Here is a 26,112-nt window from a genome sequence, read left to right on the forward strand (position 1 = left end):
ATATTTAAAGAACAACACAACAAGACATAATATTAAGTCTTGTTGTGTTTTCTGTTTCAATTTAGCTATTATTTAGTGCTTGCTTGTAGATCACTGATTGCTTTTTCTAGAGCATCAGGATTGTAACCATTAATAATAGTAATATTATCGGTAGTGATATTATTTGTTGGCATCACAATTAATGCAGGGGTGCCTTGGAAACCTAATTTACTAAATAACTCAAAGTTATTCATAAAGGTATTATTTGCATCAAATTTAGACACATCAACACCAACGCTTGTTGCGATACTATTAATATCTTGTTTGGTTAATTTACCTTCATCTTTACCTGTTGCAAATACGGCATTATGGTATTTAGCGTATGTTGCGCCACCTTTTTGTTGGTAGATCCAATTACCCATATCGGCAGCATATTTTGATGCTTCCCAACGTGATGCAAAGATAGGTGTTTCTTTAAATATGAATTTTACATCTGGATTTTTTTCTTCTAATTGCTTGACGGTATCTGCAATTTTAGAACAATACATGCATTGGTAATCAAAGAATTCAATCACATTCACTTTAGCGTCTTTAGGGCCAATAAAGGGTGTTGCTTTATCATTTATAAGCTGTTCAGCATTTGCAATCACGACTTTTTTAGCTTCAACTTGTTGAGCTTGCATCTGTTGCTGTTGTAATGTCTGAGACGCTTTTACTAATACATCGGGATGATTAATAATATATTGACTTGCAATTTTCTCAATTTGTGCTTTTTGTTGAGCTGTAAAGTTGTCACTGTTATTGGCTGTTGTTTCATTACAACCGGTAAGTAATGCACCTAACATAATTGGTAGAAGTAATTTTTTCATCGTATTATCAATCACTATAAATATTTATTGGTCAGAATATCATTTAGAGTAATAATAAAGTAACTTAGTTCAAGTTATTTCAGTAAAATGTCAATTATTAGCAATTAAAAGTAGTAAATATTAATATATTTAGTTAAATTCCATCAAAGCAATTAAATGTTATTTTTTGCTTTTGTTTTTTATGGATCTTATATTCCAGATAAAATAACGATTTAATGTGATAACTATCACTTTATATATAAATATGAATCGTTAGATTATCAATTCAATTTTTTTGATTATTGATTCTAAAATGAAAAAGACATTTACTGCGATTACTATTTCTTCTTTGCTTGCTTTGAGTCTTGTTTCTAGTTCTGTAATGGCTGAGCCAAAAGTACCTGCGACTGAAACAGGATATAGCACTATTCAATTAACACAAATGGGCCAGCCTAAAAGTGTTCATTGGGTAACAGTGGAGCAAATTGCTCAGCAATTAAAAGGCAAACCACCAATGGCGGTAGGTTTTGATGTTGATGATACTGTATTATTTAGCTCTCCAGGTTTTTATCGTGGCAAACAAGTCTTTTCTCCAAACAGTTTTAGCTATTTAAAAGATCAAAAATTCTGGGATAAAATGAATTGTGAGTGGGAAAAATTCAGTATTCCAAAACAAATTGGTAAAGAGTTAATTGCTATGCACCAAAAGCGTGGCGATGATATTTACTTTATCACTGGTCGCGATCCTTCAAAATGTGAAATCACCACACAATATCTAAAAGATGTGTTTGGTATTAAACATATGAATAAAGTTATTTTTGCAGGTTCTAGTAAAACAACTAATACTAAGACACCTTATATAAAAGCTGAAAATATTAAAGTTTATTACGGTGACTCTGATGGTGATATCACAGCCGCTCGTGATGCTGGTGCTGTGGGTATTCGTGTTATGCGCCCGGCTAACTCAACTAATCGTCCTATTGCTAAAAATGGTATCTATGGTGAAGAGGTTGTTGTTAACTCACAATACTAGTTGTTATTTATAAGCACAATATTGGGGTTTTATTTACATAATAAATGCCTGATCTATTATCAATAGATCAGGCATTTTTATATCCAGTCATTGGCTTAGAACGTTGAGACTTTGGGTTAATATTTATAAGCGTAATGAGTGTGGTAGTATTGGCCGACATAAAACCAGCGTTAAAAGAGGTAAATATCGATGCTAGTGATTTCTAATGCTGTGAGTTTAGGTGATTGGGAGATTGAATTAACGGCTATACGTGCTCAAGGTGCGGGTGGACAAAACGTTAATAAAGTATCAAGTGCTATTCATTTACGGTTTGATATCAAGCGGTCATCTTTGCCTGAATTTTATAAAGAACGATTACTAAAATTATCAGATAGTCGTATAACTAAAGATGGCGTGATTGTTTTAAAGAGCCAACAACATCGCACTCAAGAAATGAATAGAGAAGAAGCCTTATTGCGTTTAAAACAGTTGATTCAGAGTGTAATGACGGTGCAAAAAGCGCGCCGAGCAACAAAGCCAACTAAAGGTTCTCAAGTTCGAAGAATGGATAAGAAAAATCAACGGGGCCAGACCAAGCAATTGCGTGGCAAAGTACAAATGTAAATAAGAAAGAATCAGTAAGGTTGTTGCCGTTCGTTTAATGGAATATTTAATGTGATATTGACTGCATTATCATACGAGTTTTTAGGCGTCATTGTCGCTATCTATTAAAATCGAATTCTATTCAAGATCAGTAAGAGAAGAGCTTATTGATCAATACATGCGCTACTGATTTGGTGAACAAGGATGTTTGAAAAAAAGACGTTGCAACTATTACAATTATTTTATCGTGAAACTGAGCGCGTACGCTTACTTGATATTGATCAATTACCTGTATTAGGGGTTGAACAACAACCTGTGATGAACCTATGGTTAGAGACTAAGCGCAATTTTCAACGCGATGAAATTTACCAACAATATTGGATTAAAACGTGTAGTGCTGGTTATATCACTGAATTACGGTTACATGCTGATGGTACTTTAGATGAATATACGCTGTTTAATCGTCTACATACTCAAGGACGGTGGCAATTAGTTGATGGCGTTATCGAGATAGAGATCATTAAAGGTGATAACTGCTATCGCTGTGCTGTATACGCCAATCGTTATATTAATATTCATTCCGCTATCGAATATAAAAATGATCAACTTCATTCTTATTTAAAATTGGCGCAAACTCGTCCGATTTAGCGATATATAATCAATTTTTTGTCTAATAAATAGACTTCCAAAAGTGATTAAAGTTAGTACACTAAGACTTATCAGTGAATATATTAGGACACAAGGATGAGTATAATAAAAAAGGTGGCGATTGTTGGTGGTACGCACGGCAATGAATTTAGTGGTATTTACTTATTACGTAAATGGCAGCAATCAACAGCATTAACCCGTGATAGTTTTAGTGTTGAAACCGTATTTGCGAACCCTAAAGCGCACGATGATAATAAACGTTATATTGACCATGATTTAAATCGTCAATTTAATTTGTCTGACTTAGCCAATAATGATCTAGCAAGCTATGAACAGAGTCGCGCCAAAGCGATCAATCAACAGATTGGTCCTAAAGGTGATGCTCGCATTGATTTTATTATCGATTTACACAATACCACCAGTAATATGGGGCCTTCTTTAATTCTACTGCAATCTGATAGCTTTAATCGTCAGATGGGGGCATATGTTAAAATGCAGATGCCTGATGCTGTAGTCGTATTTGAAGATCATACCCCAGTTGAACAAAACCATTTCCTTAGTACTATTGCATTACAGGGCGTTATTGTTGAAGTTGGGCCGCAGCCACAATCGGTGATCCGTCAGGATATTCTTGATTGGATGGATGAGATGACAACGCATATTCTTGATTTTGTTCATCTGCATAATACCAATGAACTTATTCCTTTAATTCCAAGCTATGAAGCATTCCGCTACCACGAAACACTGTCATTGCCAGAAGATGAGCAAGGACAGCGTATTGGCATGGTACATCGTTCAGTGCAAGATAATGATTTTAAACCGCTACGTAATGGTGATCCAATCTTTACTTTGTTTGATGGCACAGAAGTGTATTGGCAAGGTGATTACGAAGCGTATCCTCATTTTATTAATGAAGCCGCTTATTATGATAATAATCTAGCGATGTCTTTGGCGAAGAAAATTGTGATGGAAACCCATGGTTAATTTGTTTGGGTGATAGCTAATTAGTATGTACGATTACGCCTCAGGATACTGAGGCGTAATAAAATGGCTCACTGTGATCTATTTGATGATTTAACAACGACAATTGGCCGATCATCGATAATGGCAACGTGTGAATCAACATCAAATACCGACCAAATTAAAGGGGGTGTAATCGTTGTTATTGGATCGCCATAAGCAAAAAGCTGGCCTTGGTGCAATGCTGCCACTTTGGTTGAATATTGAATGGCCAAATTAAGATCATGAATAACCATTAATACACAAGCTTGAGTTTCTTGACTGTATTTTCTTACAAAATCAAGAAGCTTCATTTGGTTATGCATATCAAGCGCCGATGTCGGTTCATCAAGTATCAGCACTTTCGGTTGGTTAATAACGGCTTGCGCAAGCCCTACCATTTGGCTTTCACCGCCAGATAATTCAGTACACACTTTATTGGCTAAATGTAAAATTCCCATTTGTTTTAATAATTGTAAACTTTTTTCTGCACTGTTCGCTTTAGCAAATAAAGAATGTGATCCCATATTTAACGTGGTGATCAATAATTCAACCACGGTAATGGTGGCTGAAATACGGTGATCTTGAGGTAAGTAGCCAATATTCTCTAATGTTAACGGCTTTCCATGCAGTAATATTTGATGTGAATGTTGACGTAGATTTTGGGTAATATGTCGCAGTAAGGTTGATTTACCAGCACCATTTTTACCGATAATCGCCACCATTTCGCCTAAGGCAATGGCGGGTAGGGATAAGTTATCTAAGATTACGTTATTGTCAAATGCGACTGAAATATCATTAATTGCAAGTGCCATTAAAAACGCCCCCCTTTTTTAATGATCAGATAAATAAAGAAAGGAATACCGATGATCGACATCACGACGGTTAATGGCAAAATAATACCGGGCATAATGCTTTTACTAGCAATAGAAGCAAGCTCAAGCAATACTGCGCCAACAAGGAAGGAGGCGGGTAGGAAGTAACGTTGATCTTCGCCTAATACCATACGGGCAATATGAGGAGCAACCAGCCCAACAAAACCAACAGCCCCCACAAATGAAACTGCTAGCGATGTGATGACAGAGACTAATAATAGCGTTTTGATACGTAAGCGTTTAACGTTTACTCCCATTGCTTGAGCACGTTCATGACCAATTTTAAGGGTGGATAATTGCCAAGCATCTTTCATCATGATGACCAATACAATCGGTAATACGATCGCAAGTACGGTAATTTTGGCCCAACTGCCGCGATCAAGTGATCCCATTTGCCAAAACACTAATGTTTGTAATTGGGTTTCACTAGCAACGTATTGCATCATGGTCAGTAAACTGTCGTAGGCAAACATTAACGCAATACCAAAGAGCATTACGCCTTCAATTGAAATTCGTTTTACTGATGAAATAGCGGCAATTAAAAAGGTGGTTAATAAGCACATAATAAATGCCATTAACGCTATTTGATACTGTGGTGGAATGAAGGGAATCGCAATAGCGTTCGTGATCACTAATGATGCCCCAAACCCCGCGGCGGCTGAAACGCCAAAAGTATAGGGATCGGCAAGGGGGTTGTTCAATGTGGTTTGCATTTGTGCGCCAGCTAAGGCTAAAGCACCACCGATTAATGGTGCCATTAACGCCATGGGCATTCGAATATCCCAGACAATAATTTTACTGGCAATATCACTGGTTTGAGGATGGATCAATGCGTGGATAACTTGAGTAAAACTTAGCCCTTGTGAGCCAATGAAAATATCCGCAATAACACAAATAATACTGAGTACAAAAAAAACAGCTAAGGCCACTTTTTTGTTACGGTTACGAATGTTATGAGTGTTTAACTCCAGTAGAATTGAGGTCATTACTGCATAGCCTTAAAGTTATTCTGACCAAAATCACCACTGATTGTGCGATGACCAAATTGCTTATTCATTTCTTCAAAGGTCTGTTCTGGATTTAGATTTTTAAATACGTTGGGGTGGATCCATTTAGCAAAGTATTCCATGGCGACTAAGTTATACGGTGAGTTATAAAATGGCATATAAATCGAATAAACATCTTTGGTTTGATAAGCACTGACAGCTTGTAACCAATTACGATCCATTAATGCTGATGTGGCTATTTTTATCGCGGTGGGGTTAGGGGTGTAACCTAATGGAATGCCATGCGTTGGCTGACCCTTATCATTAATCCAGCCAGTGGTTTGCATAATATAAACATCAGGTTGAGCTGTGATCACTGTTTCTGGTGACATTTGCCCAGTTACTGCGCCTTTTAGTGGTTTATCTGCAATATTAATCGCTTTTAAGAACGGAATATAAGCCCCCATATTACCGCCTGCAAATGTGCGACAACAGGAATCGCTGTAACCGGCCGCCCGCTCAATAAAGACCTTTTTGGGCTTCAGATTGGGGGATTGGGCTAATGCTTGCTCAATATTGGCAATATGAGTGAGGTAATAATGAGCAAATGCTTGTCCTTGCGCCTCTCGACCGACGGCTTTCGCTACTGTTTCAACCGATTTTACAGTGTTCTTAATTGGATTTTCACGAAAATCAACCGCGATAACTTTAATGCCCGCTGCGTTTAATTTTTTTAATAAACCGTTATCTTGTGCCAATTTAATATTGGAGAGATCAACGATAAATAAATCAGGTTTTGGTTTTAAATTAATGAACCGTTCAGCATCAAATTCACCTGATTTTATCAACCCAATTTTAGGTACATGCTTGAGTGAAGGATATTGTTTGATGTAGTTGGCATACATACTGGGTGCAGAAAACTGCATATCATCGCGTGCAGCAACGAGGTGTTTGGCTGCATTTTGTTGATAAATAATTTCAAGTAAAGGAAAAATACGGCTAGTTGAGAGAGCAATATTTTGTGGCTGGTGGTCAAAGGTAGTAGCACGCCCGGCCACATCAGTTACGGTAATAGGATAAGCGGCTGCAAAAGAGTTTAATGACCAAAAAGTAGCAGCACAAAGTGTAAGGATTTTTAGTTTAGTTCTCATAATGATACCCACAGAGAATGATTTTTGTGAATACTAATGAGAATAATTATTATTTTGAACTGTGATAAATGCAAACTTACAATGCAAATATAAATGATTTCGATTACTATTTGCGTGTTGGTGATGTAAATTGCATGAAATTGGTATAAATGATTTGAGATTTAGGTCGCAATATGAAAAAGTCGGAGTACTTGTTTTTATCAATCAAAAAACATAACAATATTGATTATAATAAAGTTATTAACCATTACATGCCTTAATGCTCAGCAGTAATGAGAGATAACAAGGAGGAACGGCTATGTCATTAGTTATACCAATGGTTATCTTTATGCAGCAACATTTAGTCGCTGAAGGCAGTACACTTGTTGCAAAAAAAATGCAGTATGATCTTAACAGTCGACAACTCTTTTATGGTGTTAGTCCTGAAAAACGTCATAAAATATTTCAATTAGCGATTACGCATACCAGTATTGATAATATTGAAAACTACCATCGCTTATTATTGTGGTTATGGTCTGGGGTTTATCGAGAAGAACGCTATTTAGCATTAGATGCTGGAGAGTATTATCTTGAATATCAAACGCTCGCTTCTTTTGATGTGTATCTTGAAATGTTAGAAACGGCGGATAATGTTGATACATTAGATCGTCTTGTGACTAACTTAATAGGTAAGGTGATACAGCAAGACAAAAATTTAGAACGTTATCTTATTCAATGGCGTGAGTCTGACAGTGTTTGGCTAAAAAGAGCGTCAGTATTAGCGCATTTACATCATAAACAACACACAAATACGACGCTTCTCAGTGAGACAATTTTATTTCTAGCGGCTGATAAATCACAGTTAGTACAACAAGCGATGGGACAAGTGTTAAATGCTTATCGTGACGTTAATACGGTTTTTGTTGATAACTTCATAACAAATAATATGACCCGTTTAACGCCACTTTGCCAACGTGAAGCAAGAAAACTCACAATGATGGTAAATAATACAGTTGAATAAAATTACCGGTGTTTAGATGCTTGTTGCTATCTATATTGATCTTTTTTTGCTACAACACTTAGCGTAAGTAATGCCTATTCATTAATGAGTAGGCGTTATGGTTTTTTAATGTTTAGTGTGGGTTTTTCAATGCAATTATATCAACAAGATGCCGTCGAGTGGCTGTCTTCATTAGCCGATAATAGTATCGATCTTTTGATCACTGATCCTCCGTATGAGTCGTTAGAAAAGCATCGTAAAATTGGTACAACCACGCGGCTAAAAAATAGCAAGTCTTCAAGTAATCAGTGGTTTGATATTTTCCCTAATCAACGATTTCAAATACTATTAGAACACGCTTATCGTGTTTTAAAGCCTAATAGCCACTTCTATCTTTTTTGTGACCAAGAAACCATGTTTTATATTAAGCCTATTGCAGAGCAAGTTGGGTTTAAGTTTTGGAAACCGATTGTATGGGATAAAGTCGCAATAGGAATGGGATACCATTATCGAGCTCGTTATGAATTTATTCTTTTCTTTGAAAAAGGTAAGCGTAAATTATCTAATTTATCTATTCCTGATGTGCTTGAATTTAAACGTGTTTATCGTGGCTATCCAACAGAAAAACCAGTGCCTTTGATCGCAACGTTAATCGAACAAAGCTCAGTTATTGGTGATGTTGTCGCTGATCCCTTTTTTGGTTCGGGTTCAACGTTAGTTGCCGCGCAACAATTACAACGTCAAGCATGGGGTAATGATATATCAGATGCTGCGCACCAACATTTGCGTAGTCGAGTACAGCCAACATGATAGTGGTTGGTTGATTTAGGCGATTGATTGTGATTGTTGGTAAGGGGGCAGTAAATGAAGAACTTTGATATAAATTTATTACGTATATTAAATGTGTTGTTGGAAGAACAAAGTGTTACAGCTACTGCAGCACGACTTCACCTTAGTCAATCAGCAGTAAGTAAACAGTTAGCAAAATTACGTCAAACCTTTGCCGATCCTTTATTTGAACGAACGCCTTATGGCTTACGGCCAACGCCGAAAGCGCTTTCATTGTCTGATTCTGTTTATGACATTTTACAACAAATTAATCAGCTAACACGTGCAGAGCTATTTGATCCAGCACTTAGTCAGCGTCAATTTCATATTGATTTAGTCGAAACGGCATACTCATTAACATACCCTCGGTTTATGCCGCAGATGCTACAGCAAGCCCCTGATATTAGTCTAACCAGTCAAACATGGAATGATGATAGTTTGCAGCGCTTACTTCGCTGTGAAATTGATTTCGGAATTGGTATTTTTGAGTGGGATGAACGTTCATCCAGTCATTATCGTAATGTACCCTCATCGTTAAATTATATTGAGCTAGCACGTGATTATCCGGTGTGCTTAATGCGTAAAGGACATCCGGCGTTGAGTGAGCCTTGGAATTTAGATGCCTTTCTAAAATACCGTCATCTACAAGTTAGCATTGGCGGGTTAAAGCGGTGGCTACTTGATGAAATTTTAGCACTTGAGAATAAGCAACTCGATAATGCGGTAAATATGACGGATTTTTATGCAGCAGTAAAACTCTGCGAACAAAGTGATCTCTTTATGTGCTACCCCTCAGCGGCAGTATTAGCAAGGATAGATGAAACAGAGCTTGTTAGTCGTCCTATTCCGATTGAACTTGAGCCTGGTGGTTACTTATTATTATGGAATAAACATTTTGATTTGGATCCTAGCCATCAATGGTTACGACAACTTATCACTAATGGAGCTAACGTTAGCTTGAAAAAATAAAGGATCACAAATGAAAATTCATTGCTCATGTTTTATAATCGAAGAGGCTAGTATATTAACCTTAATGGCGTATCGTATTTAAATATAGTGTAGAGATTATATTTAAATAATAAAGGATGGTTATTATGTTACCTGAAGATAAAAAACTATTAGATCAAATGTTGACTCTTGAAGGTAAGGATCTTACGCGGTTAACGGCGGCGGAAAAAAAGATTTTTGATACATTTAAAGCGCGCGAGTATGAATTTGGCGTGAGTATTGATGTCGCCACTGAAGCACCTATTGGCGATTTAGGCCAAGGCACATCTGAATATGATATCAATGAGCAAGAAAAGCATTATCCTCGTGAAATTATTATTAAACAAGATTGAATACACGTTCTGCCGTTATAGGTAACGGCAGAATAGTTATTTGAATTTTATGAATATTTAATAGTATTAAAAGATTAAATAAAAAATAAGACAATGATTGATTTTTAATTAGTTAAATTGCATTTTGAGCTTATTAATCATGATATAAAAATACTATTATTCATTTTGGATTCATCTTTAATGCTTAATATAATAGATATCGAATCTGCTTATTTATAACCACAGTTTTTAATTTAATTTTAAGTTATGTAAATACGCATGAGAGGTTGATATGAAACGTTTAGCGATGGCAATCACAGGTATTGTAGCCGTTACTTGTCTAAGTACTGCTGCATGGGCTGACACCAGTATCCAAACGATTAAAGTATATGAAAACCCAAGTATTACTTCTCCGGTGGTTGAAACCATAAAGTCTGAGATACCATTAATTACCATTTATCAAAATAATGGTTGGGAAAAAGTGGGTGATACAACTAATGGTAATACGGGTTGGATCCAAAGTGTCGATCGTCAAATGATAGCAAAAGCGAATACTAAGGTTTTACCTGATCAAACGACCAATACTATAAAAACTAAAGATGGTGAGAAGAGTGTAACTAAGGGTGTATTACAAACACCACAAGGTCCATTCCATTATGAAATTGTGCAATTTCAAGGCAACAACCATAATCAAAAGGTAGATAAATACCTTTTTGATGCGATGCAGAAGCAACAACTTGACATGAATCAAGCCTTTGCAAATTCTTGGAATACAATGGGTAGTCCAAATGATTTTAATACCATGCAAGCGAATATGGCGAAGTTAATCCATCAGCAACAACAGCAAATGTTAGCTATGCAGCAGCAATTTCAGCAAGCTGGAATCACCGCACCCACACAACCAAAATTAAATGCGCATGTGGTAACTAAAGCTGCTGTTGTAACACCAGAAGTTGTACCAGCTAAATAATATTTAGTTAATGGTATTAAAAAGTCGGGTATTTATCTCTAAATTTATAAGAGGTAAATAAGCGGCTTTTTATCTATTTTATTTTTATCTATATTAATGCTGAATATTTAAGGAGAAATCACTATTGAATGGTTTTCCTTTTAAGTTTGTTGTTACACGAATAATATTTTCATGCTCAAGTTTATGACAGCCGATAGTTGTATTTGCAGAATAAGTAGTCGCACCGCTATTCACTGAACATAATAATTGGAATACGTTGACGTCACCTTCTTTTGGTACGTAAGTTTCTGGGAAGGTAATATCATAAATACCTTTTGACTGTTTATTTACTGTTATTTGGCCTTCTGCTATATCTGGGCCTTGAGTAACATTCACATAACTAAGATCGTTATTATATCTAACGTGAACGGTTACTTCATGCGAAGTGCGTGGGTATACTTTTTGTGGCGGTTTTGGTGGGTTTTTTATATTAATGAAGTCGATTGGTTGACTGATATCAATACTTTTTATATAAGCGGTGACATTATTTTTTTCGTCAATTCTAAATCCCATCCAAGGGTAGCGATGAGTAATATCGATACTTTCATTACTGACTTTGGCCAGAACTAAAGGTTGATCTCTTACGAGATCTGCAATTCTGTCTAATGTATAACTAATTTCTTCACCGTATTTGTTAAGTTCTTCGTCCGTTGCATTAATGGCCTGATCCCATTCAGTACGTAATACTTGTTGTTCTGCTTCGGTACAGACGGATTGTCCATTAGCATTGATGATTGATTGAGATACGGCTTTATCACCAAAAAGATCATCCATATCATCTAAACTAAACTGATCGCGTTCTATTGTGTATTGCTGTATTTTTTTTGTATTGGGTGATTGTCTTAATATATAACCACCGACTGCTTCATTATATCGGCGGGAAGAAGATAGTTCTACATATCGAGTACCGCTACAATCAGGTGTTTTATAATAAAATGTATTGGCAATGGCACTAATGTCAGCAACCTCTCCCACTATTGGAACGATCTCTCCTTGTCCATTAATAAAGCCATTCCAATTGTCTCGATTAATATTGGCATAACTTCCATTATCAGTCATATATGGAAAAGCATCACCATCTGATGTATAGCCAATAAAATGGCCATTATGGTCTTGATAATAATTACTATTTTCTGCACTTAATGCATGAAGTGAAAAGCTTGCTAAGCTGATATTTATAATAGTCATTAGTATCTGTTTATTTTTTTTATTCATTATGTGTATTCTTATAGGCTGTTAAAAATAAAGTGTTATAGTCATTTAATGAGCATCGGTACGCATAATTATTATATGTCAATATATTGACGTAGTAGTTGTATTTTACTCTCATTATCTTTCTTTATATTAACAGTGTGACTATTTTTAGTTATCAAATGTTTTAGAATAATAATTAAGACGAATACTTATGTGGGGGTAATGGGTTATTAATTACTTTATTGCCTGTCTATAATGAAGATGTTTAGTTGTAACAAATATAAGAAAATTGAAGATTTACTATCTTTAAAACCTCTTACTTTATTTATCTAAATATAATAGTAAGAGGTTTTATTTTTATATTAACGTTGAAGATTTAATGAAAAATCACTATCAAAAGGTTTTCCTTTATAGTTCGTGGTTACACGAATAATATTATTATTATTTAGTTTATGACAACCGATGGTAGTGTTTGCTGCATAAATATCGGCACCGCTATTAACAGAACATAATACTTGGAAAGTATTTACACTACTTTTTTTCGATAAGTAATTTTCAGGGAATGAAATATCATAGACGCCTGTTGATTCTTTATTTACTGTTATTTGCGATACAAAAATATCAGGACCTTGGGTAATGTTAACATAACTAAGATCGCCAGTATAACGAACGTGAGCTGTAACATTATGAGATGTACGTGGGAATGATAACTCTTCAGGTGGCACTGGTGGTGGTGTCTCTCCGAGAATCAGTTCAATACCATGGCCAAAACGAGCGGCTTTTATATAACCTATAACATTATGATTTTCTTCGATATCAAATCCCATCCAAGGGTAGCGGTTAGTCATATCGATACCATCGTCACTAACTTTTCCTAAGACTAAACGATTATTCATTGCTTCTTCAGGGATTGTGTCAATTATATAATCAACTTTCTCGCGATTCGCTTCTAGTTCTTCTGCTGGCCCATTTTCTACCAAATTTATTGCCCAATCCCACTGATCTCTAAGTTCTTGTTGGTGGGTTTTAGTACAAATAAATTTTCCATTTTCATCGATTTTTGATTGAGATACACCTTTATCACCAAACATATCATCACCCACATTATCCATACTAAAGGGTTCATGTGTGACAGTATATTGGGTTATTTTTTTTGTTGTTGGTGACTCTTTTAATATTTCAGTCTCAAACGGATCTTCGTGATAATAATGATAGAGCTTTAATTTTACATATCGAGTACCAGTACAATCTGAAGTTTGGTAATAAAAGTCATTTGTAGTGTGATCTACGTCTAAATAGTTTCTGAAAGTCATTATCTGGCCTTTTGTATTTATAAAACCATTCCAATCATCTCTAGAAATTTGAGCACGATCACCTACCTCTGTCCATGTTGGAAAAAAGTAAGGATCAGTAGTATACCCAATAAAAACTCCGTCATAATCTTGATAATAATTGCTGCTAGCTTCAAGGCTTAATGCATTAACTGAAAAGCTAGCTAAACTGATATTTATAATATTAATTAATAATTTCTTATTCATTATTTTCATTGCTTATATCCATAAAAGTAATTTAAAATAAACTATAGTTTTGTGTAACTTATTTTTAACAAATAGTATATATTAAATTTTATATTAGATGAAGGTTAATGCTATTAATTCTTTATTTAACAATGGCTTGGTATTTATTTATCTTATGGTTTAATAGAAGTAAATATTTGTTGTGAATGGTTTTTATTATATTTTTAGAATTAAATTTTAGTAATATATAATGACTAAAATTTTTATTTTTTTGAATAACGCTAGGATATTATTAATTATTATGATCACAGATATTCATTGCCATTTAGAATCGGTTGCACCTGAAAATATAGTTTCTTTTATTGCGGCGGGTAATAAAATAGGAGCGGTATCAATGACACTTAATAGCGCTCAGCAACTATTGAAATTAAAGCGACAATATCCTAATTCGATTGAATTGTTTTTAGGTATACACCCTGAAGTTACACCTGATGAAATGATGATAGAAGCAGTGATTGCGTTGATCCATCAGCATCATACTTTGTTGAGCGGTATTGGTGAGATTGGTATACCGTTCTTTTATCTTGATGATAAAACAGCAACCGAAAAGCGGCATATAAAACAGCAAGGTGCACAACTAATGGCTCGGTTTGTTGCTATAGCTGCGGACTATGACCTGCCGGTTAATTTGCATGTGGTGGAAGATGACATTGCGCTAGCACTTCCTATATTGCAGCAATATGATGTTGAAGGTGCTTTATTTCATTGGTACGAAGGTACTGCGACACAATTAGCCCTGTTACAGCAACAAGGACATTTTATTTCAGTGAGTCCGTGGATTTTTGTCGATGATCATTATTGGCAATTTGTGCAGAATATACCGCTATCGATGATGTTAGTTGAATCTGATGCGCCATGTAAATATAACGGAGAGGTTGGTGACCCGAGTATGGTGGTTGCTGTGATCGCGGCTTTGGCTAAGCACCACCAAATATCGATAGCACAATTAACAGCAATATTAACCGTTAATACTCAGCGTTATCTTCGAAAAGAGGGAAAAAAGGTGAAGATGGTTAAGTGATAACCTAAACGACAGTCTATTTTTATATAAAGCTGATTGATAACAGCGTAGGATGAAACAAATATAAAAATAGGGTGTACGTATGTGCACGTATAGAAAATTATGCAATTAACAGCAAAAGCCTCACAAAATCGTGCTTTACTTATTTCAATCCAAACACCGCAGTTTAAAGGTGATGAAGCCAAAGCATCACTGGCTGAATTAGCTCGTCTTGTTACTACGCTTGGTTTTAAAGTCGTTGGAACGCAATCCCAAAAACTCAGTTCAACTCAACGTATGAATGTATTAGGTTCTGGCAAGATGGCCGAAATAGCACATCTTACAGGTAACCAAGGTTTTGTGGATGATTTTGACGATGATGATGACATTGTCGATGAGATGCTTTTTAGCGAACTACCGTCTGAAGATTTACCCTTTGGCAGTGCTGATGTAGTGGTATTTGATTGTGATTTAAGTCCATCACAATTGCGCAATGTTGAAAATCAACTGGGTGTCGAGGTATTTGATCGTACCGGTATTATCATTGAAATTTTTAGTCGTCATGCGCGTACTCGTACTGCACGACTACAAGTTGAAATTGCACGCCTTAACTATTTAGCGCCGCGTTTACGTGAATCAACCAGTGGTAATAAAGAACGTCAAATGGGTAAGGGTGCAGGTGAAACCACACTTGAACTTGATCGTCGTAAAATTCGTGACCAATTATCAGAACTACGACGCGAACTTGCTAGTGTGCAAGATGAGCTTAAAGGTCGTCGTGCTCAACGCTCAGAGTTGTTCTGTGTCGCGTTAGTGGGTTATACCAATGCCGGTAAGTCATCAATGATGCGTGCACTAACAGGCAGTGAAGTACTAGTTGAAAACAAATTGTTTGCTACCCTTGATACTACCGTGCGTGCATTACAACCTATAACTCAACCACGAATTCTAGTCTCTGATACGGTTGGCTTTATTAAAAAGCTTCCGCATGATTTAGTCGCGTCATTTCATTCAACATTGGCAGAAGCGCATGATGCTTCATTATTGTTATATGTGGTTGATGCTTCTGATCCTTCTTTCCGTTCACAACTTGATGTTGTACATGAAGTGCTACACGAAGTAGGTGTGGATGATATTCCTAAGCAATTGGTGTTAAATAAATCAGACCAATTGAGTGAGGAACAACAACAGGCATTGATGGTTGAGTTCCCTGATGCTGTGATGACATCAACCCGTAATCCGGCTGATATTACTAAATTACATCAATATATCGTTAATATTGCACAGAATGAGATGGTTGAAGATGAGATCATCGTGCCATACACTGCCAACGGAATTATTGGTGAAATTCGCTCAAGCATGAGTGTGACCAAAGAAGAGTATGAGTATGAGCATATTACTTTTACTGTTCGCTCAAACCCAATTAACTTAGCACGCCTTAAAAAGCAAATGCAGAATAAAGATTAAACAATCTTCTGATCCTATGTTTTAAACCACCATAAAATACGCAGCAAATAATAGGCTGCGTATTTTAAATGAGCGATAATTCGCTCATTTTTTTTCTTTGTGTTCACCTTTAAAACCTAAAAAAGATAACTGCTTTTTTGCCGCTGCAGGTGGTGTATAGCTACTCTCGTCATTATTTTCTTCTACTACTGGATGCGTCGTAAGTGGCAGTAATCTAAATATCGCAAATCCACCTTCTTTGCGTACAAATGAAATTTGACGGTGTAATAGGTTATCTGTTTCTTTTGTTGCCGCTAATGTTTTGTCGTTGACCAGTGCCAGCGGGGCAATCATCGCTTGGCAATGGTAAAGTTTATAACTGTAATCATTAAAGAATCGGCAAGGTTGATCTAAGGTAAATGTTTCGCCTTCAAGTAAATGACGACTATTCTCCACCGCGTTATTAATGTCGGTGATGTTAGCGGCAAATACACAAGAAGTGGTAAAGCTGATGCCCGTAATCACTAATAAGCTGGTAGTAATTATTTTTTTCAGCATAGAGTCTTCCTATTTTTTAATCTAAATTGAATGCAAAAAAGCCAATAGCAAGGAATAAAAATATTCGCTGATATTGGCTTTATTATAGACAGAGCGTCACCTAATTTAGGTTAAGCTGCTGCAAACTCATTCAGTAATTCTTTTTGACGATCACTAAGGTTGAGTGGTGTTTCAATGATGAGTTGAACGATTAAATCACCCGTATTACCCTTACGATCGGTAACACCTTTACCTTTTAGGCGGAACTTACGGCCAGTTTGTGTGCCTTCAGGTATTTTCAAACTGATTGCGCCACCTAATGTATTGACTTCCACTTTACCGCCTAAGGCTGCGGTAACAAAATCTGTGGTTGCTTTACAAAGTAGGTTATTACCTTCGCGAGTGTAGCGTGGGTGAGGGCGAATATTCATCTGAATATAAACATCACCCTGAGGGCCACCGTTAATACCTGGATGACCTTTACCGCTTAATCGAATGCGACCACCTTCTTCGATACCCGCTGGAATTTTGATGTTCAGCTTTCTATTGGTTTGAACGCTACCTTCAAATACAGGAAGATCGATAACACGTGATGCACCACTGATAGCATCTTCAAGATCGATTTCCATGGTGTATTGAAGATCTTCACCTTTTTGAGGACGAGTTGAATGGCGACCACCGAAGCCGCCTCGACCACCACGTGCATTGGAGAACATGTCACCGAAAGCACCGCCAAACATGTCTTCAAAGTCGCCGTAACCACCTTGTTGACCAAAGCCTTGATGGCCACCACGTTGACCACCGCCCATCCCTGGATTTTCAAACGCATTATGACCAAATTGATCGTAAGCAGTACGTTTTTCTTTATCCATTAGAATCTCATAAGCGGCTTTTACTTCTTTGAATTTATCAGCAGCGGTTGGATCATCCGGGTTTTTATCTGGGTGGAACTTCATTGCTAGCTTTTTATAAGCTTTTTTAATTTCTTTTTCAGATGCAGTTTTGGCGACACCAAGAACTTCATAAAAATCGCGTTTTGACATTGGTAACACCTCTTATCCCTATCGGGACAACTATCTGGAACATTCTAAATCATGTAGTTAACACATATGATAACGAAAAACAGCATCATACTTAAACAGTTAATGATCTAAAAAGGCACAGATAGTTAGCCTAATAGGATTCTCTTTATTGTAATCGTCGAAAAGGGCGAGAGATAAAGATCTCTACGCCCATAGTTTTTGTGAAGTTTTTGCTATGTGCTGTCGATTATTGATTTAGCAACTTATCGATGTCGCAACATTAACATTTACTTCATTTCTTCAAACTCAGCATCTACAACGTCATCATCTTTCGCATTTTGTTGGTTAGCGTCAGATTGTCCTTGAGGATTTGCTTGGGTTTGAGCCTGAGCATGTTCCATTATTTTTTGTGCTGCTGTCATTAACGCTTGAGTTTGTGTATCTATCGCTGCTTTATCATCGCTAGATTTCACGGCTTCAAGTGCAGTGATAGCTGCTTCAATGTTGGTTTTTTCTGCTTCAGGGAAGCTATCTCCCGCTTCAGTCATCTGCTTACGTGTGCTGTGAATCAATTGATCCGCTTGGTTACGTGCAGTTACTAACTCTTCAAACTGTTTGTCTGCGTCTTTGTTTGCTTCTGCTTCTTGTACCATCTTTTCAATTTCAGCGTCGGTTAAACCACCAGATGCTTGAATCGTGATCTTTTGTGCTTTACCTGTTGCTTTGTCTGTGGCTGATACGTTTAAAATACCATCCGCATCTAAATCAAATGTCACATCAATTTGTGGCATGCCGCGTGGTGCAGCTTGAATACCTTCAAGGTTAAACTGCCCTAATGATTTATTATGTACCGCTTGTTTACGCTCGCCTTGAAGGACGTGGATCGTTACTGCATTTTGATTATCTTCAGCAGTCGAGAACACTTGATTCGCTTTTGTCGGAATTGTGGTGTTCTTATCGATCAAGGTTGTCATCACACCACCCATGGTTTCAATACCAAAGGATAGTGGTGTTACATCAAGCAATAGCACATCTTTAACATCACCTGCTAATACACCTGCCTGAATGGCTGCGCCCATAGCAACAGCCTCATCTGGGTTAACGTCTTTACGCGGCTCTTTACCAAAGAAGTCAGTAACAACTTTTTGTACCAATGGCATCCGCGTTTGACCACCCACTAAAATCACATCAGTAATGTCACTTATATTTAAGTTAGCGTCTTTTAATGCTGATTTTACAGGGTCTAGTGTACCTTGTACTAGGTCTTCAACCAGTGATTCCAATTTTGCACGTGTGATCTTAACATTCAAGTGTTTAGGACCGGTCGCATCGGCTGTGACGTAAGGCAGATTAACATCTGTTTGTTGTGCTGATGATAATTCAATCTTCGCTTTTTCCGCCGCTTCTTTTACACGCTGCATTGCGAGTGGATCATTTTTAAGATCGATGCCTTGGTCTTTCTTGAACTCGCTTACAAGGTAGTTAATTAAACGGGTATCAAAGTCTTCACCACCAAGATGAGTATCACCATTGGTTGCTAATACTTCAAACGTTTGCTCGCCATCAACGTTATCAATTTCAATAATAGAAATATCAAACGTACCACCCCCTAAGTCATAAACAGCAATAACACTGTCACCGGCTTTTTTATCAAGACCATAAGCTAATGCTGCCGCTGTTGGTTCATTGATAATACGCTTTACATCGAGACCTGCAATACGGCCTGCATCTTTTGTTGCTTGACGTTGAGCATCGTTAAAGTAAGCCGGAACGGTAATGACAGCACCTGTTACTTTTTCACCTAAGTATTCTTCTGCTGTCTTTTTCATTTTTTTCAAAATTTCAGCAGAAACTTGTGGTGCCGCCATCTTTTGGCCTTTTGCTTCAACCCATGCGTCGCCATTATCTGCTTTTACAATTTTGTAAGGCATAATATCAAGATCACGTTGAATCTCGTCATCTTCAAAACGACGACCAATTAAACGTTTAATCGCAAATAACGTATTTTCAGGGTTAGTCACTGCCTGACGTTTTGCGGGTTGGCCGACTAAGGTTTCACCATCAGTGTAGGCAATGATTGATGCGGTGGTACGTTCGCCTTCCGCATTTTCAATAACACGTGCAGTATCGCCATCTAAAACAGCAACACAAGAGTTAGTTGTACCCAAGTCAATACCGATAATCTTACTCATATTTATAATTCCTTTGTGCGCTGCATTGATTAGTTTTTCTTATTCGAACGGCGAGTTATAAGTATGCCGTTAAGGTCCATGAAAATGGTTCATGTGATCCTTGGGAATAACAATAATCAATTCAGCTAAATTTTTAAGTTACCCATAATAGGGTGAATATTTACGGAGCTATTAGCGACCCGCATTAATAATGCATGATGAATAAAGCCAATAGCTCAACGTTATTATTACGAGAGGAGCACTTACAACTGATGAGGCTTACTCGGCAGTTGGTGCTACTGATGCTGATTGACCAATTGCAATTTTACGTGGTTGCATTGCTTCTGGTACTTCACGGAAAAGATCAATATGTAGTAGACCATTTTCAAGATTAGCACCAACAACACTTACATAATCAGCAAGTTGGAATTTACGTTCAAAGTTACGTTCAGCAATACCCTGGTAAATAAAGTTCTTGTCTTCTTCTGGTGCACGAGTACCAGTCACAACAAGCATATTCTCGTTTTGAGTAAGATCTAAACGCTCTTCAGAGAAACCAGCAACTGCCATAGTAATACGGTAGTTGTTCTCATCCGTTTGTTCGATATTGTACGGAGGGTATCCCGCAGCTTGGGTTTTAGTGTTGCTTGCTTCAACAAGGTTAAACAAGCGATCAAAACCAATAGCATGGCGGTATAGGGGAGTGAAATCTACATTACGCATAAAAACTATCCTCAATAATAAGCAATAGTCTTAGTTGTTTGTTAAGTATGTCGTTATCGACAAGGCGACTTAACAGCAAACTAAGTGAACCAGTCTGTTATAGGATCTTGATTCGATATATAAGTGCTAATAAGGCATTCCCTAATAAGGCGAATCTTAATAGCGGTTTGAACTCCATTTGGCAGTTCGTGTAATTAATATATGCTTCCGGAGGGTTTCCGTCAACAGTTTTTAATTAGTTTTTCTAATGTTTTGTTGTAATTTATACTAACTTGCTGATTTTAAAAAACTATCAACACTAAAAAATTGTACTCTGTTTTATTACCATAGGTTATTCATTGATAATCTAACGTCATTTAACCGTATTTTTGTTGTTATCTTTATATACATAAGGGCAAAAAATTGTATTTTCAAGACCTCATCAAGCAATAATTCACTTAAATGAAATAGCGTTAATTTTCTGTTTTGCTTATCACATTGTGGGCTATTAAATAAAGGGAATATCGGTTTTTAATGGTGACTGAGAACTACGACACACTATCTATTATCGGTAAATAGACGTGATCAAAATTGTGATCGTTCGCATTATTTAACGCGTGATAACGTTTACAATTGGTTACAGTATTTATCATGGAGTTACATCATGTCGTCTTACTTAGGGTTATCAAGCATAGATATTGCAGTCTTTGTTGTATATGTGTTAATTATTATCGGGGTCGGGTTATTCGTTTCTCGTAATAAAAAAGGTCAGACTAAAACCACGGAAGATTATTTTCTAGCGGGTAAATCTTTACCGTGGTGGGCGGTGGGGTCATCATTGATTGCTGCAAATATTTCAGCCGAACAATTTATTGGAATGTCAGGCTCTGGCTATTCGATTGGACTCGCTATTGCTTCTTATGAATGGATGGCGGCACTGACGTTAATTATTGTGGGTAAATATTTTTTACCCGTCTTTATTAATAAAGGTATTTACACCATTCCTGAATTTGTTGAACAACGCTTTAATAAAAACTTGAAGACTATTTTAGCTGTGTTCTGGATTGCACTGTATGTGTTTGTAAATTTAACTTCGGTATTGTATTTAGGCGGGTTAGCACTACAAACTATTCTTGGTATTCCTCTGATTTACTCTATTTTAGGATTGGCTCTTTTTGCATTGGTTTACTCTATTTATGGTGGTTTATCCGCAGTCGTATGGACTGATGTTATTCAAGTTTTCTTCCTTATTGTGGGTGGTTTAATTACAACAGTAATGGCGGTGTTGTATATCGGCGGCGCTGATGGGTTATTTGGTGGTTTATCTCGTATGGCTGCAGCAGCACCTGAACACTTTACAATGATCCTTGATCAAGATAACCCACAATACATGAATTTACCTGGAATCGCGGTATTAATTGGTGGTTTATGGGTTGCGAACCTTTATTACTGGGGGTTTAACCAATATATTATTCAGCGTACTTTAGCGGCTAAATCAATTGGTGAAGCTCAAAAAGGTATTGTTTTTGCAGCATTTTTGAAATTGATTGTGCCTTTCTTGGTTGTTATTCCTGGTATTGCAGCTTACGTGATTACCCATGACAGTACTTTACTTGCCGGTTTAGGTGATATTGGTCAAACTAATATCCCTAGTTTTGCACATGCAGATAAAGCTTATCCATGGTTGACGCAATTTTTACCGATTGGTCTAAAAGGCATGGTTTTTGCCGCGCTTGCCGCAGCGATAGTGTCATCACTTGCGTCAATGCTGAACTCAACCGCAACCATTTTTACGATGGATATTTATAAAGAATATATTTCACCTAATTCGAGTGATAGCCAGTTAGTGAATGTTGGCCGTGGTAGCGCAATTGTTGCCTTGGTTATTGCATGTATTGTTGCCCCAATGCTAGGTGGTATCGGACAAGCGTTTCAGTATATTCAGGAATACACTGGTTTAGTTAGCCCTGGTATCTTAGCGGTTTTCTTATTAGGTTTATTCTGGCATAAAACGAACAGCAAAGGAGCAATTGTTGGGGTGTTATTATCGATTCCATTTGCTTTATTCTTGAAGTTTATGCCTTTGAATATGCCATTTCTTGATCAGATGATGTATACCTTATTGTTTACTATGGCAGTGATAGTACTGGTAAGTTTGGGTAGTGCAACATCAGCATTAGACGATAAAGCGATTGATTTAGATCCTGATATGTTTAAAACCGATAAGATGTTTAATCTTGGTGCTTATGCCATTTTAATTATTCTTGCTGTGCTTTATTCTGTGTTCTGGTAATAACATTAGCATCATGTTAAATAAAGATAGCGAATCATTAGTTTCGCTATCTTTTTAATATCATTAATGGATACGACACTTATTTTGTTATCGATGGTAACGATTACAAAATAACAGTTAAATGACACGAGTAATTATTGATATGTCTGAAACCTTGATTCCTAATATTATTGAGTTTATGGGGACGGTTGATCCGTTTGATAAGCTAAACCCTAAAACATTACGTGATGTCGCGGGAATGATCACCATTCGTTATTTTGGTAAAGGAGAGGTGATTGATTTACAAGAAAGTGATCAACTGTATTTATTGCGAACGGGTGCTGTTGAACAACGCAATCTTGATGGTACGTTACGAGCAAAATTAGCAGCGGAAGATTTTTTTGGATTTTCTCGATTAACTCAGCAAGAGACCAATACTGCTAGTGATCCTTATACCATTACTGTTATTGAAGATGCGCTAATTTATTGTTTGTCTATTAATGCATTATTAGCCAAATTAAATGATCAACCGAATGCTTTAGCGCATTTTGCTTCACACGCACAAAGTCGCCTTCGCAGTGGATTAAATGTTGTGTGGTCACAACATGAAAAAGGGTTGTTTTTTAAACCTATCATGGACGTGCTTAATCCTCATATTGTTTTGGTTGAAAGTACTCAAACTATTCAAGCAGTTGCTAAAGCGATGCATGTGAGCACGAATTCATCTTGTGCTTTTATTATGCAGAATAATAAATTTATTGGCTTGATTACAGATAAAGACATGACGAAGCGCGTCGTTGCTGACGGTATCGCTATTAGCGAGAACATTGCTACTGTTATGACGCAGACGCCTTACAGTGTTAAACGCGACGATTTGGTGATCACGGCGGCATCGCTGATGATGCAACACGGTATAAAGAATATTCCAGTGGTAGATAATGGCGTTCCAATCGGATTAATTACCCCTTCTGATTTAGTTCAAAACCACCGTATTCAAGCGATCTTTTTAATCGATAAAATTAATAAAATTGAACGTCTTGATCAACTAGCGAAGCTTACTATTGAGCGACAGGCTATTTTTGAAGCCTTGGTTGAAGCGAAAGTGACTGTCAGTGTTATTGGTCAGGTTATGGCAATGATCATGGATGCTTATAATCGTCGGTTAGTGATGATGGCTGAGGCATATTTAGGGGCCGCGCCTTGTGAATACTGTTGGGTAGTTGCCGGTTCTCACGCCCGTAATGAAGTTCATATGTTGTCTGATCAAGATAATGCGTTGATTTTAGCAAACGACGCGACTGATGCAGATAAAGCCTATTTCCATCATTTAGCGATGTATGTCAGTAAGGGAATGGCGTTGTGTGGGTATGAGCTTTGCAGTGGTCGGTTCATGGCCGTGACGCATAAATGGTGTCAACCTCTCGCTGTATGGAAAGCGCATTATCAAAAATGGGCAGTAAACCCTGAATATGATTTATTACTAGAAATGAGTGTCTTTCTTGATATGCGCTATATCACAGGCAAGCAACAGTTAGTTGATGAGTTACAGGCGTGTATGTGTAAACAATTGGTTCGTAATGCACGTTTAATCTCAGCCTTGGCTCGTAATGCACTAGTACAGAAAACCCCGCTGAGTATTTTTAGAAATTGGGTATTAGTAAAAGAAGGCGAAAATGCCAATACACTTGATATTAAAGATGCTGCATTAAGTATTATTGTGAATTTAGTGCGTGTGCAATATTTACAGTTGTTATCCCAATTATACAGCGCAGAGAAAAGTGTCGTTTATAAAACCAATACCGAAGAAAGATTACAGGCATTGTTTGAACACAATGTCATAAATAAGGCGACGTTCAAGGATTTATTAGCAGCATTTCAATTTATTAGTCAGATTCGTTATAGCCATCAACTGCAAGCATTACAACGAGGTAAAATACCTAATAATCATATTAACCCGAATGCATTTAACAGTTTTGAACGCACACATCTACGGGAAACGTTTAAGTTGATTACCAGCTATCAAGAAGTCATCAAAATGAAGTTTTGTTAAGCATGAAGAATAATCATATTTTTGGCCGATCTCAGTGGTGTTTATGGTGGCAGCGCTTATTGGGAAACCCGTTAGGTGATTTGGAACAGCGACGAATAACGCTGTTACAACAGCGGCCTGACTTGCCTGATTTTATTCAAGCATTGTTTCGCGCACCATTACCGCAACCATCGACAGTGATAAACCAATGGCCATTGTTAGCGATTGATTTTGAAACTACGGGCTTTGATGCTCAGCAAGATGACATTTTATCGGTAGGCTATGTTGCTATGCAGAGTAATGCGATTGATCTGAGCACCAGTGTCAGTGAATTAATTAATTCAAGTGCAACAATTAAACCTGATAGTGTGGTGATCAATCATATTGATCATGCGCAATTATTACAAGGACAGCCACTTGATGAGGTGATGATGCGATTACTGGTGGCTTTGACTGGAAAAATAGGTATTGCTCACGGTTGTTTTATGGAACAAGGCTTTATCAGTGCGTATCTACAGCATAAATATCAATTGAATGATTGCCCACTATTGTGGCTAGACACGTTACCGCTGTATCAATCTTTATATAATAATCAAATCTCACACCAAGATGTGCGTTTAGGCAGTGCGCGGCATAAATTAGGCTTACCTGAGTATCAAGCCCATGATGCCTTGTTTGATGCTATCGCGTGTGGGGAGTTATGTATGGTGTTATTGCATAAAATTTACGGTAATAAATTGCCGACTATTGGCCAGTTGCTTAAACGTTAGTGTTATTTATTATAAGCTTTCGGTCTTAGTTTAAGGTTTAGGTGCTTTTCTTTATTTATCACTGTCGGTGTTATTCTGCATTGATCACTTAATTGCACATCTAAACAACACGCGATGTATAGATGCTCTACACTCAAATTAAAGCAATAGTGTGTT

24 protein-coding genes are annotated in these 26,112 nt (G+C 37.0%); 14 read left to right on the top strand and 10 right to left on the bottom strand.

Features of this window, described 5'->3' with window-relative positions:
- Positions 1-68: 68 nt before the first annotated feature.
- Complete coding sequence (locus tag CZ809_RS01760) at positions 69-848, bottom strand: DsbA family protein (RefSeq protein WP_080155724.1); 780 nt, start codon at positions 846-848, stop codon at positions 69-71.
- A 292-nt stretch (positions 849-1,140) separates the two neighbouring features.
- On the opposite strand from CZ809_RS01760, the gene aphA reads away from it, so the two are divergent.
- The 4 genes from aphA to CZ809_RS01780 all read left to right on the top strand — a co-directional run bounded on the left by aphA (position 1,141) and on the right by CZ809_RS01780 (position 4,074).
- Positions 1,141-1,860 (top strand): acid phosphatase AphA, encoded by a 720-nt coding sequence (gene aphA, locus CZ809_RS01765; RefSeq protein WP_080155725.1) that lies wholly within the window; start codon positions 1,141-1,143, stop codon positions 1,858-1,860.
- Between the two features lie 189 nt (positions 1,861-2,049).
- A complete protein-coding gene (gene arfB, locus CZ809_RS01770; RefSeq protein ID WP_080155726.1) occupies positions 2,050-2,463 on the top strand; it encodes an alternative ribosome rescue aminoacyl-tRNA hydrolase ArfB in 414 nt (137 codons plus the stop codon).
- A 183-nt stretch (positions 2,464-2,646) separates the two neighbouring features.
- Positions 2,647-3,090, top strand: coding sequence for a hypothetical protein (locus tag CZ809_RS01775; protein ID WP_080155727.1), 444 nt, complete (start codon positions 2,647-2,649; stop codon positions 3,088-3,090).
- Positions 3,091-3,186: 96 nt separating this feature from the next.
- Positions 3,187-4,074, top strand: a complete 888-nt coding sequence (locus tag CZ809_RS01780) for an aspartoacylase (RefSeq protein ID WP_080155728.1) — start codon at positions 3,187-3,189, stop codon at positions 4,072-4,074.
- A 68-nt stretch (positions 4,075-4,142) separates the two neighbouring features.
- On the opposite strand, the gene CZ809_RS01785 is transcribed toward CZ809_RS01780, so the two are convergent.
- From CZ809_RS01785 to CZ809_RS01795, 3 genes are read right to left on the bottom strand one after another with little or no spacing between them, the layout of a single operon-like run.
- A complete protein-coding gene (locus CZ809_RS01785) occupies positions 4,143-4,904 on the bottom strand; it encodes an ABC transporter ATP-binding protein (RefSeq protein ID WP_080155729.1) in 762 nt (253 codons plus the stop codon).
- The gene (locus CZ809_RS01790; protein WP_080155730.1) at positions 4,904-5,950 is read right to left on the bottom strand and encodes a FecCD family ABC transporter permease; all 1,047 of its coding nucleotides are present in this window, start codon (positions 5,948-5,950) and stop codon (positions 4,904-4,906) included. The genes CZ809_RS01785 and CZ809_RS01790 overlap by 1 nt, the downstream gene beginning before the upstream one ends.
- A complete protein-coding gene (locus CZ809_RS01795) occupies positions 5,950-7,101 on the bottom strand; it encodes an ABC transporter substrate-binding protein (protein ID WP_080155731.1) in 1,152 nt (383 codons plus the stop codon). Before CZ809_RS01795 ends, CZ809_RS01790 begins: the two co-directional genes overlap by 1 nt.
- 298 nt (positions 7,102-7,399) lie before the next feature.
- On the opposite strand from CZ809_RS01795, the gene CZ809_RS01800 reads away from it, so the two are divergent.
- From CZ809_RS01800 to CZ809_RS01820, 5 genes are all read left to right on the top strand, one after another.
- Positions 7,400-8,101 carry a DNA alkylation repair protein gene (locus tag CZ809_RS01800; RefSeq protein WP_080155732.1) on the top strand — a complete coding sequence of 234 codons (702 nt, stop codon included), beginning with the start codon at positions 7,400-7,402 and terminating at the stop codon, positions 8,099-8,101.
- A 129-nt stretch (positions 8,102-8,230) separates the two neighbouring features.
- Entirely contained in the window at positions 8,231-8,890 is a 660-nt protein-coding gene (locus tag CZ809_RS01805; protein ID WP_080156524.1) for a DNA-methyltransferase, read from the top strand.
- A 54-nt stretch (positions 8,891-8,944) separates the two neighbouring features.
- Positions 8,945-9,877: a LysR substrate-binding domain-containing protein gene (locus tag CZ809_RS01810; RefSeq protein WP_080155733.1), complete on the top strand. Its 933-nt coding sequence runs from the start codon at positions 8,945-8,947 to the stop codon at positions 9,875-9,877.
- 125 nt (positions 9,878-10,002) lie between these two features.
- Positions 10,003-10,248 carry a hypothetical protein gene (locus CZ809_RS01815; protein ID WP_080155734.1) on the top strand — a complete coding sequence of 82 codons (246 nt, stop codon included), beginning with the start codon at positions 10,003-10,005 and terminating at the stop codon, positions 10,246-10,248.
- A gap of 271 nt (positions 10,249-10,519) precedes the next feature.
- The gene (locus CZ809_RS01820) at positions 10,520-11,197 is read left to right on the top strand and encodes an SH3 domain-containing protein (RefSeq protein ID WP_080155735.1); all 678 of its coding nucleotides are present in this window, start codon (positions 10,520-10,522) and stop codon (positions 11,195-11,197) included.
- A 93-nt stretch (positions 11,198-11,290) separates the two neighbouring features.
- On the opposite strand, the gene CZ809_RS01825 is transcribed toward CZ809_RS01820, so the two are convergent.
- Together CZ809_RS01825 and CZ809_RS01830 are read right to left on the bottom strand one after the other, a co-directional pair.
- A complete protein-coding gene (locus tag CZ809_RS01825; RefSeq protein WP_144396133.1) occupies positions 11,291-12,424 on the bottom strand; it encodes a hypothetical protein in 1,134 nt (377 codons plus the stop codon).
- A gap of 368 nt (positions 12,425-12,792) precedes the next feature.
- Positions 12,793-13,977 carry a hypothetical protein gene (locus CZ809_RS01830; protein ID WP_080155737.1) on the bottom strand — a complete coding sequence of 395 codons (1,185 nt, stop codon included), beginning with the start codon at positions 13,975-13,977 and terminating at the stop codon, positions 12,793-12,795.
- A gap of 271 nt (positions 13,978-14,248) precedes the next feature.
- On the opposite strand from CZ809_RS01830, the gene CZ809_RS01835 reads away from it, so the two are divergent.
- Together CZ809_RS01835 and hflX are read left to right on the top strand one after the other, a co-directional pair.
- Positions 14,249-15,028 carry a TatD family hydrolase gene (locus CZ809_RS01835; RefSeq protein WP_080155738.1) on the top strand — a complete coding sequence of 260 codons (780 nt, stop codon included), beginning with the start codon at positions 14,249-14,251 and terminating at the stop codon, positions 15,026-15,028.
- A 102-nt stretch (positions 15,029-15,130) separates the two neighbouring features.
- Positions 15,131-16,474 carry a GTPase HflX gene (gene hflX / locus CZ809_RS01840; RefSeq protein WP_080155739.1) on the top strand — a complete coding sequence of 448 codons (1,344 nt, stop codon included), beginning with the start codon at positions 15,131-15,133 and terminating at the stop codon, positions 16,472-16,474.
- 84 nt (positions 16,475-16,558) lie between these two features.
- Here the strand turns inward: hflX and CZ809_RS01845 are convergent, their stop codons facing one another.
- The 4 genes from CZ809_RS01845 to CZ809_RS01860 all read right to left on the bottom strand — a co-directional run bounded on the left by CZ809_RS01845 (position 16,559) and on the right by CZ809_RS01860 (position 20,906).
- A complete protein-coding gene (locus CZ809_RS01845; protein WP_080155740.1) occupies positions 16,559-17,011 on the bottom strand; it encodes a hypothetical protein in 453 nt (150 codons plus the stop codon).
- A 110-nt stretch (positions 17,012-17,121) separates the two neighbouring features.
- Positions 17,122-18,033, bottom strand: a complete 912-nt coding sequence (locus CZ809_RS01850; protein WP_080155741.1) for a DnaJ C-terminal domain-containing protein — start codon at positions 18,031-18,033, stop codon at positions 17,122-17,124.
- Positions 18,034-18,299: 266 nt separating this feature from the next.
- Positions 18,300-20,204 carry a molecular chaperone DnaK gene (gene dnaK, locus CZ809_RS01855; protein WP_080155742.1) on the bottom strand — a complete coding sequence of 635 codons (1,905 nt, stop codon included), beginning with the start codon at positions 20,202-20,204 and terminating at the stop codon, positions 18,300-18,302.
- A 258-nt stretch (positions 20,205-20,462) separates the two neighbouring features.
- Positions 20,463-20,906: an Hsp20 family protein gene (locus CZ809_RS01860; protein WP_045028746.1), complete on the bottom strand. Its 444-nt coding sequence runs from the start codon at positions 20,904-20,906 to the stop codon at positions 20,463-20,465.
- A gap of 643 nt (positions 20,907-21,549) precedes the next feature.
- On the opposite strand from CZ809_RS01860, the gene CZ809_RS01865 reads away from it, so the two are divergent.
- From CZ809_RS01865 to CZ809_RS01875, 3 genes are all read left to right on the top strand, one after another.
- Positions 21,550-23,178, top strand: a complete 1,629-nt coding sequence (locus CZ809_RS01865; protein ID WP_080155743.1) for a sodium/sugar symporter — start codon at positions 21,550-21,552, stop codon at positions 23,176-23,178.
- Between the two features lie 121 nt (positions 23,179-23,299).
- On the top strand, positions 23,300-25,207 hold the full coding sequence (locus CZ809_RS01870; RefSeq protein ID WP_210434260.1) for a DUF294 nucleotidyltransferase-like domain-containing protein: 1,908 nt from the start codon (positions 23,300-23,302) through the stop codon (positions 25,205-25,207).
- Between the two features lie 2 nt (positions 25,208-25,209).
- Positions 25,210-25,956 (top strand): 3'-5' exonuclease, encoded by a 747-nt coding sequence (locus CZ809_RS01875; RefSeq protein WP_080155744.1) that lies wholly within the window; start codon positions 25,210-25,212, stop codon positions 25,954-25,956.
- The last annotated feature ends 156 nt before the right edge of the window (positions 25,957-26,112 follow it).

The sequence above is a fragment of the Photobacterium piscicola genome, assembly GCF_900166965.1.
Taxonomy (GTDB): Bacteria; Pseudomonadota; Gammaproteobacteria; order Enterobacterales; family Vibrionaceae; genus Photobacterium; species Photobacterium piscicola.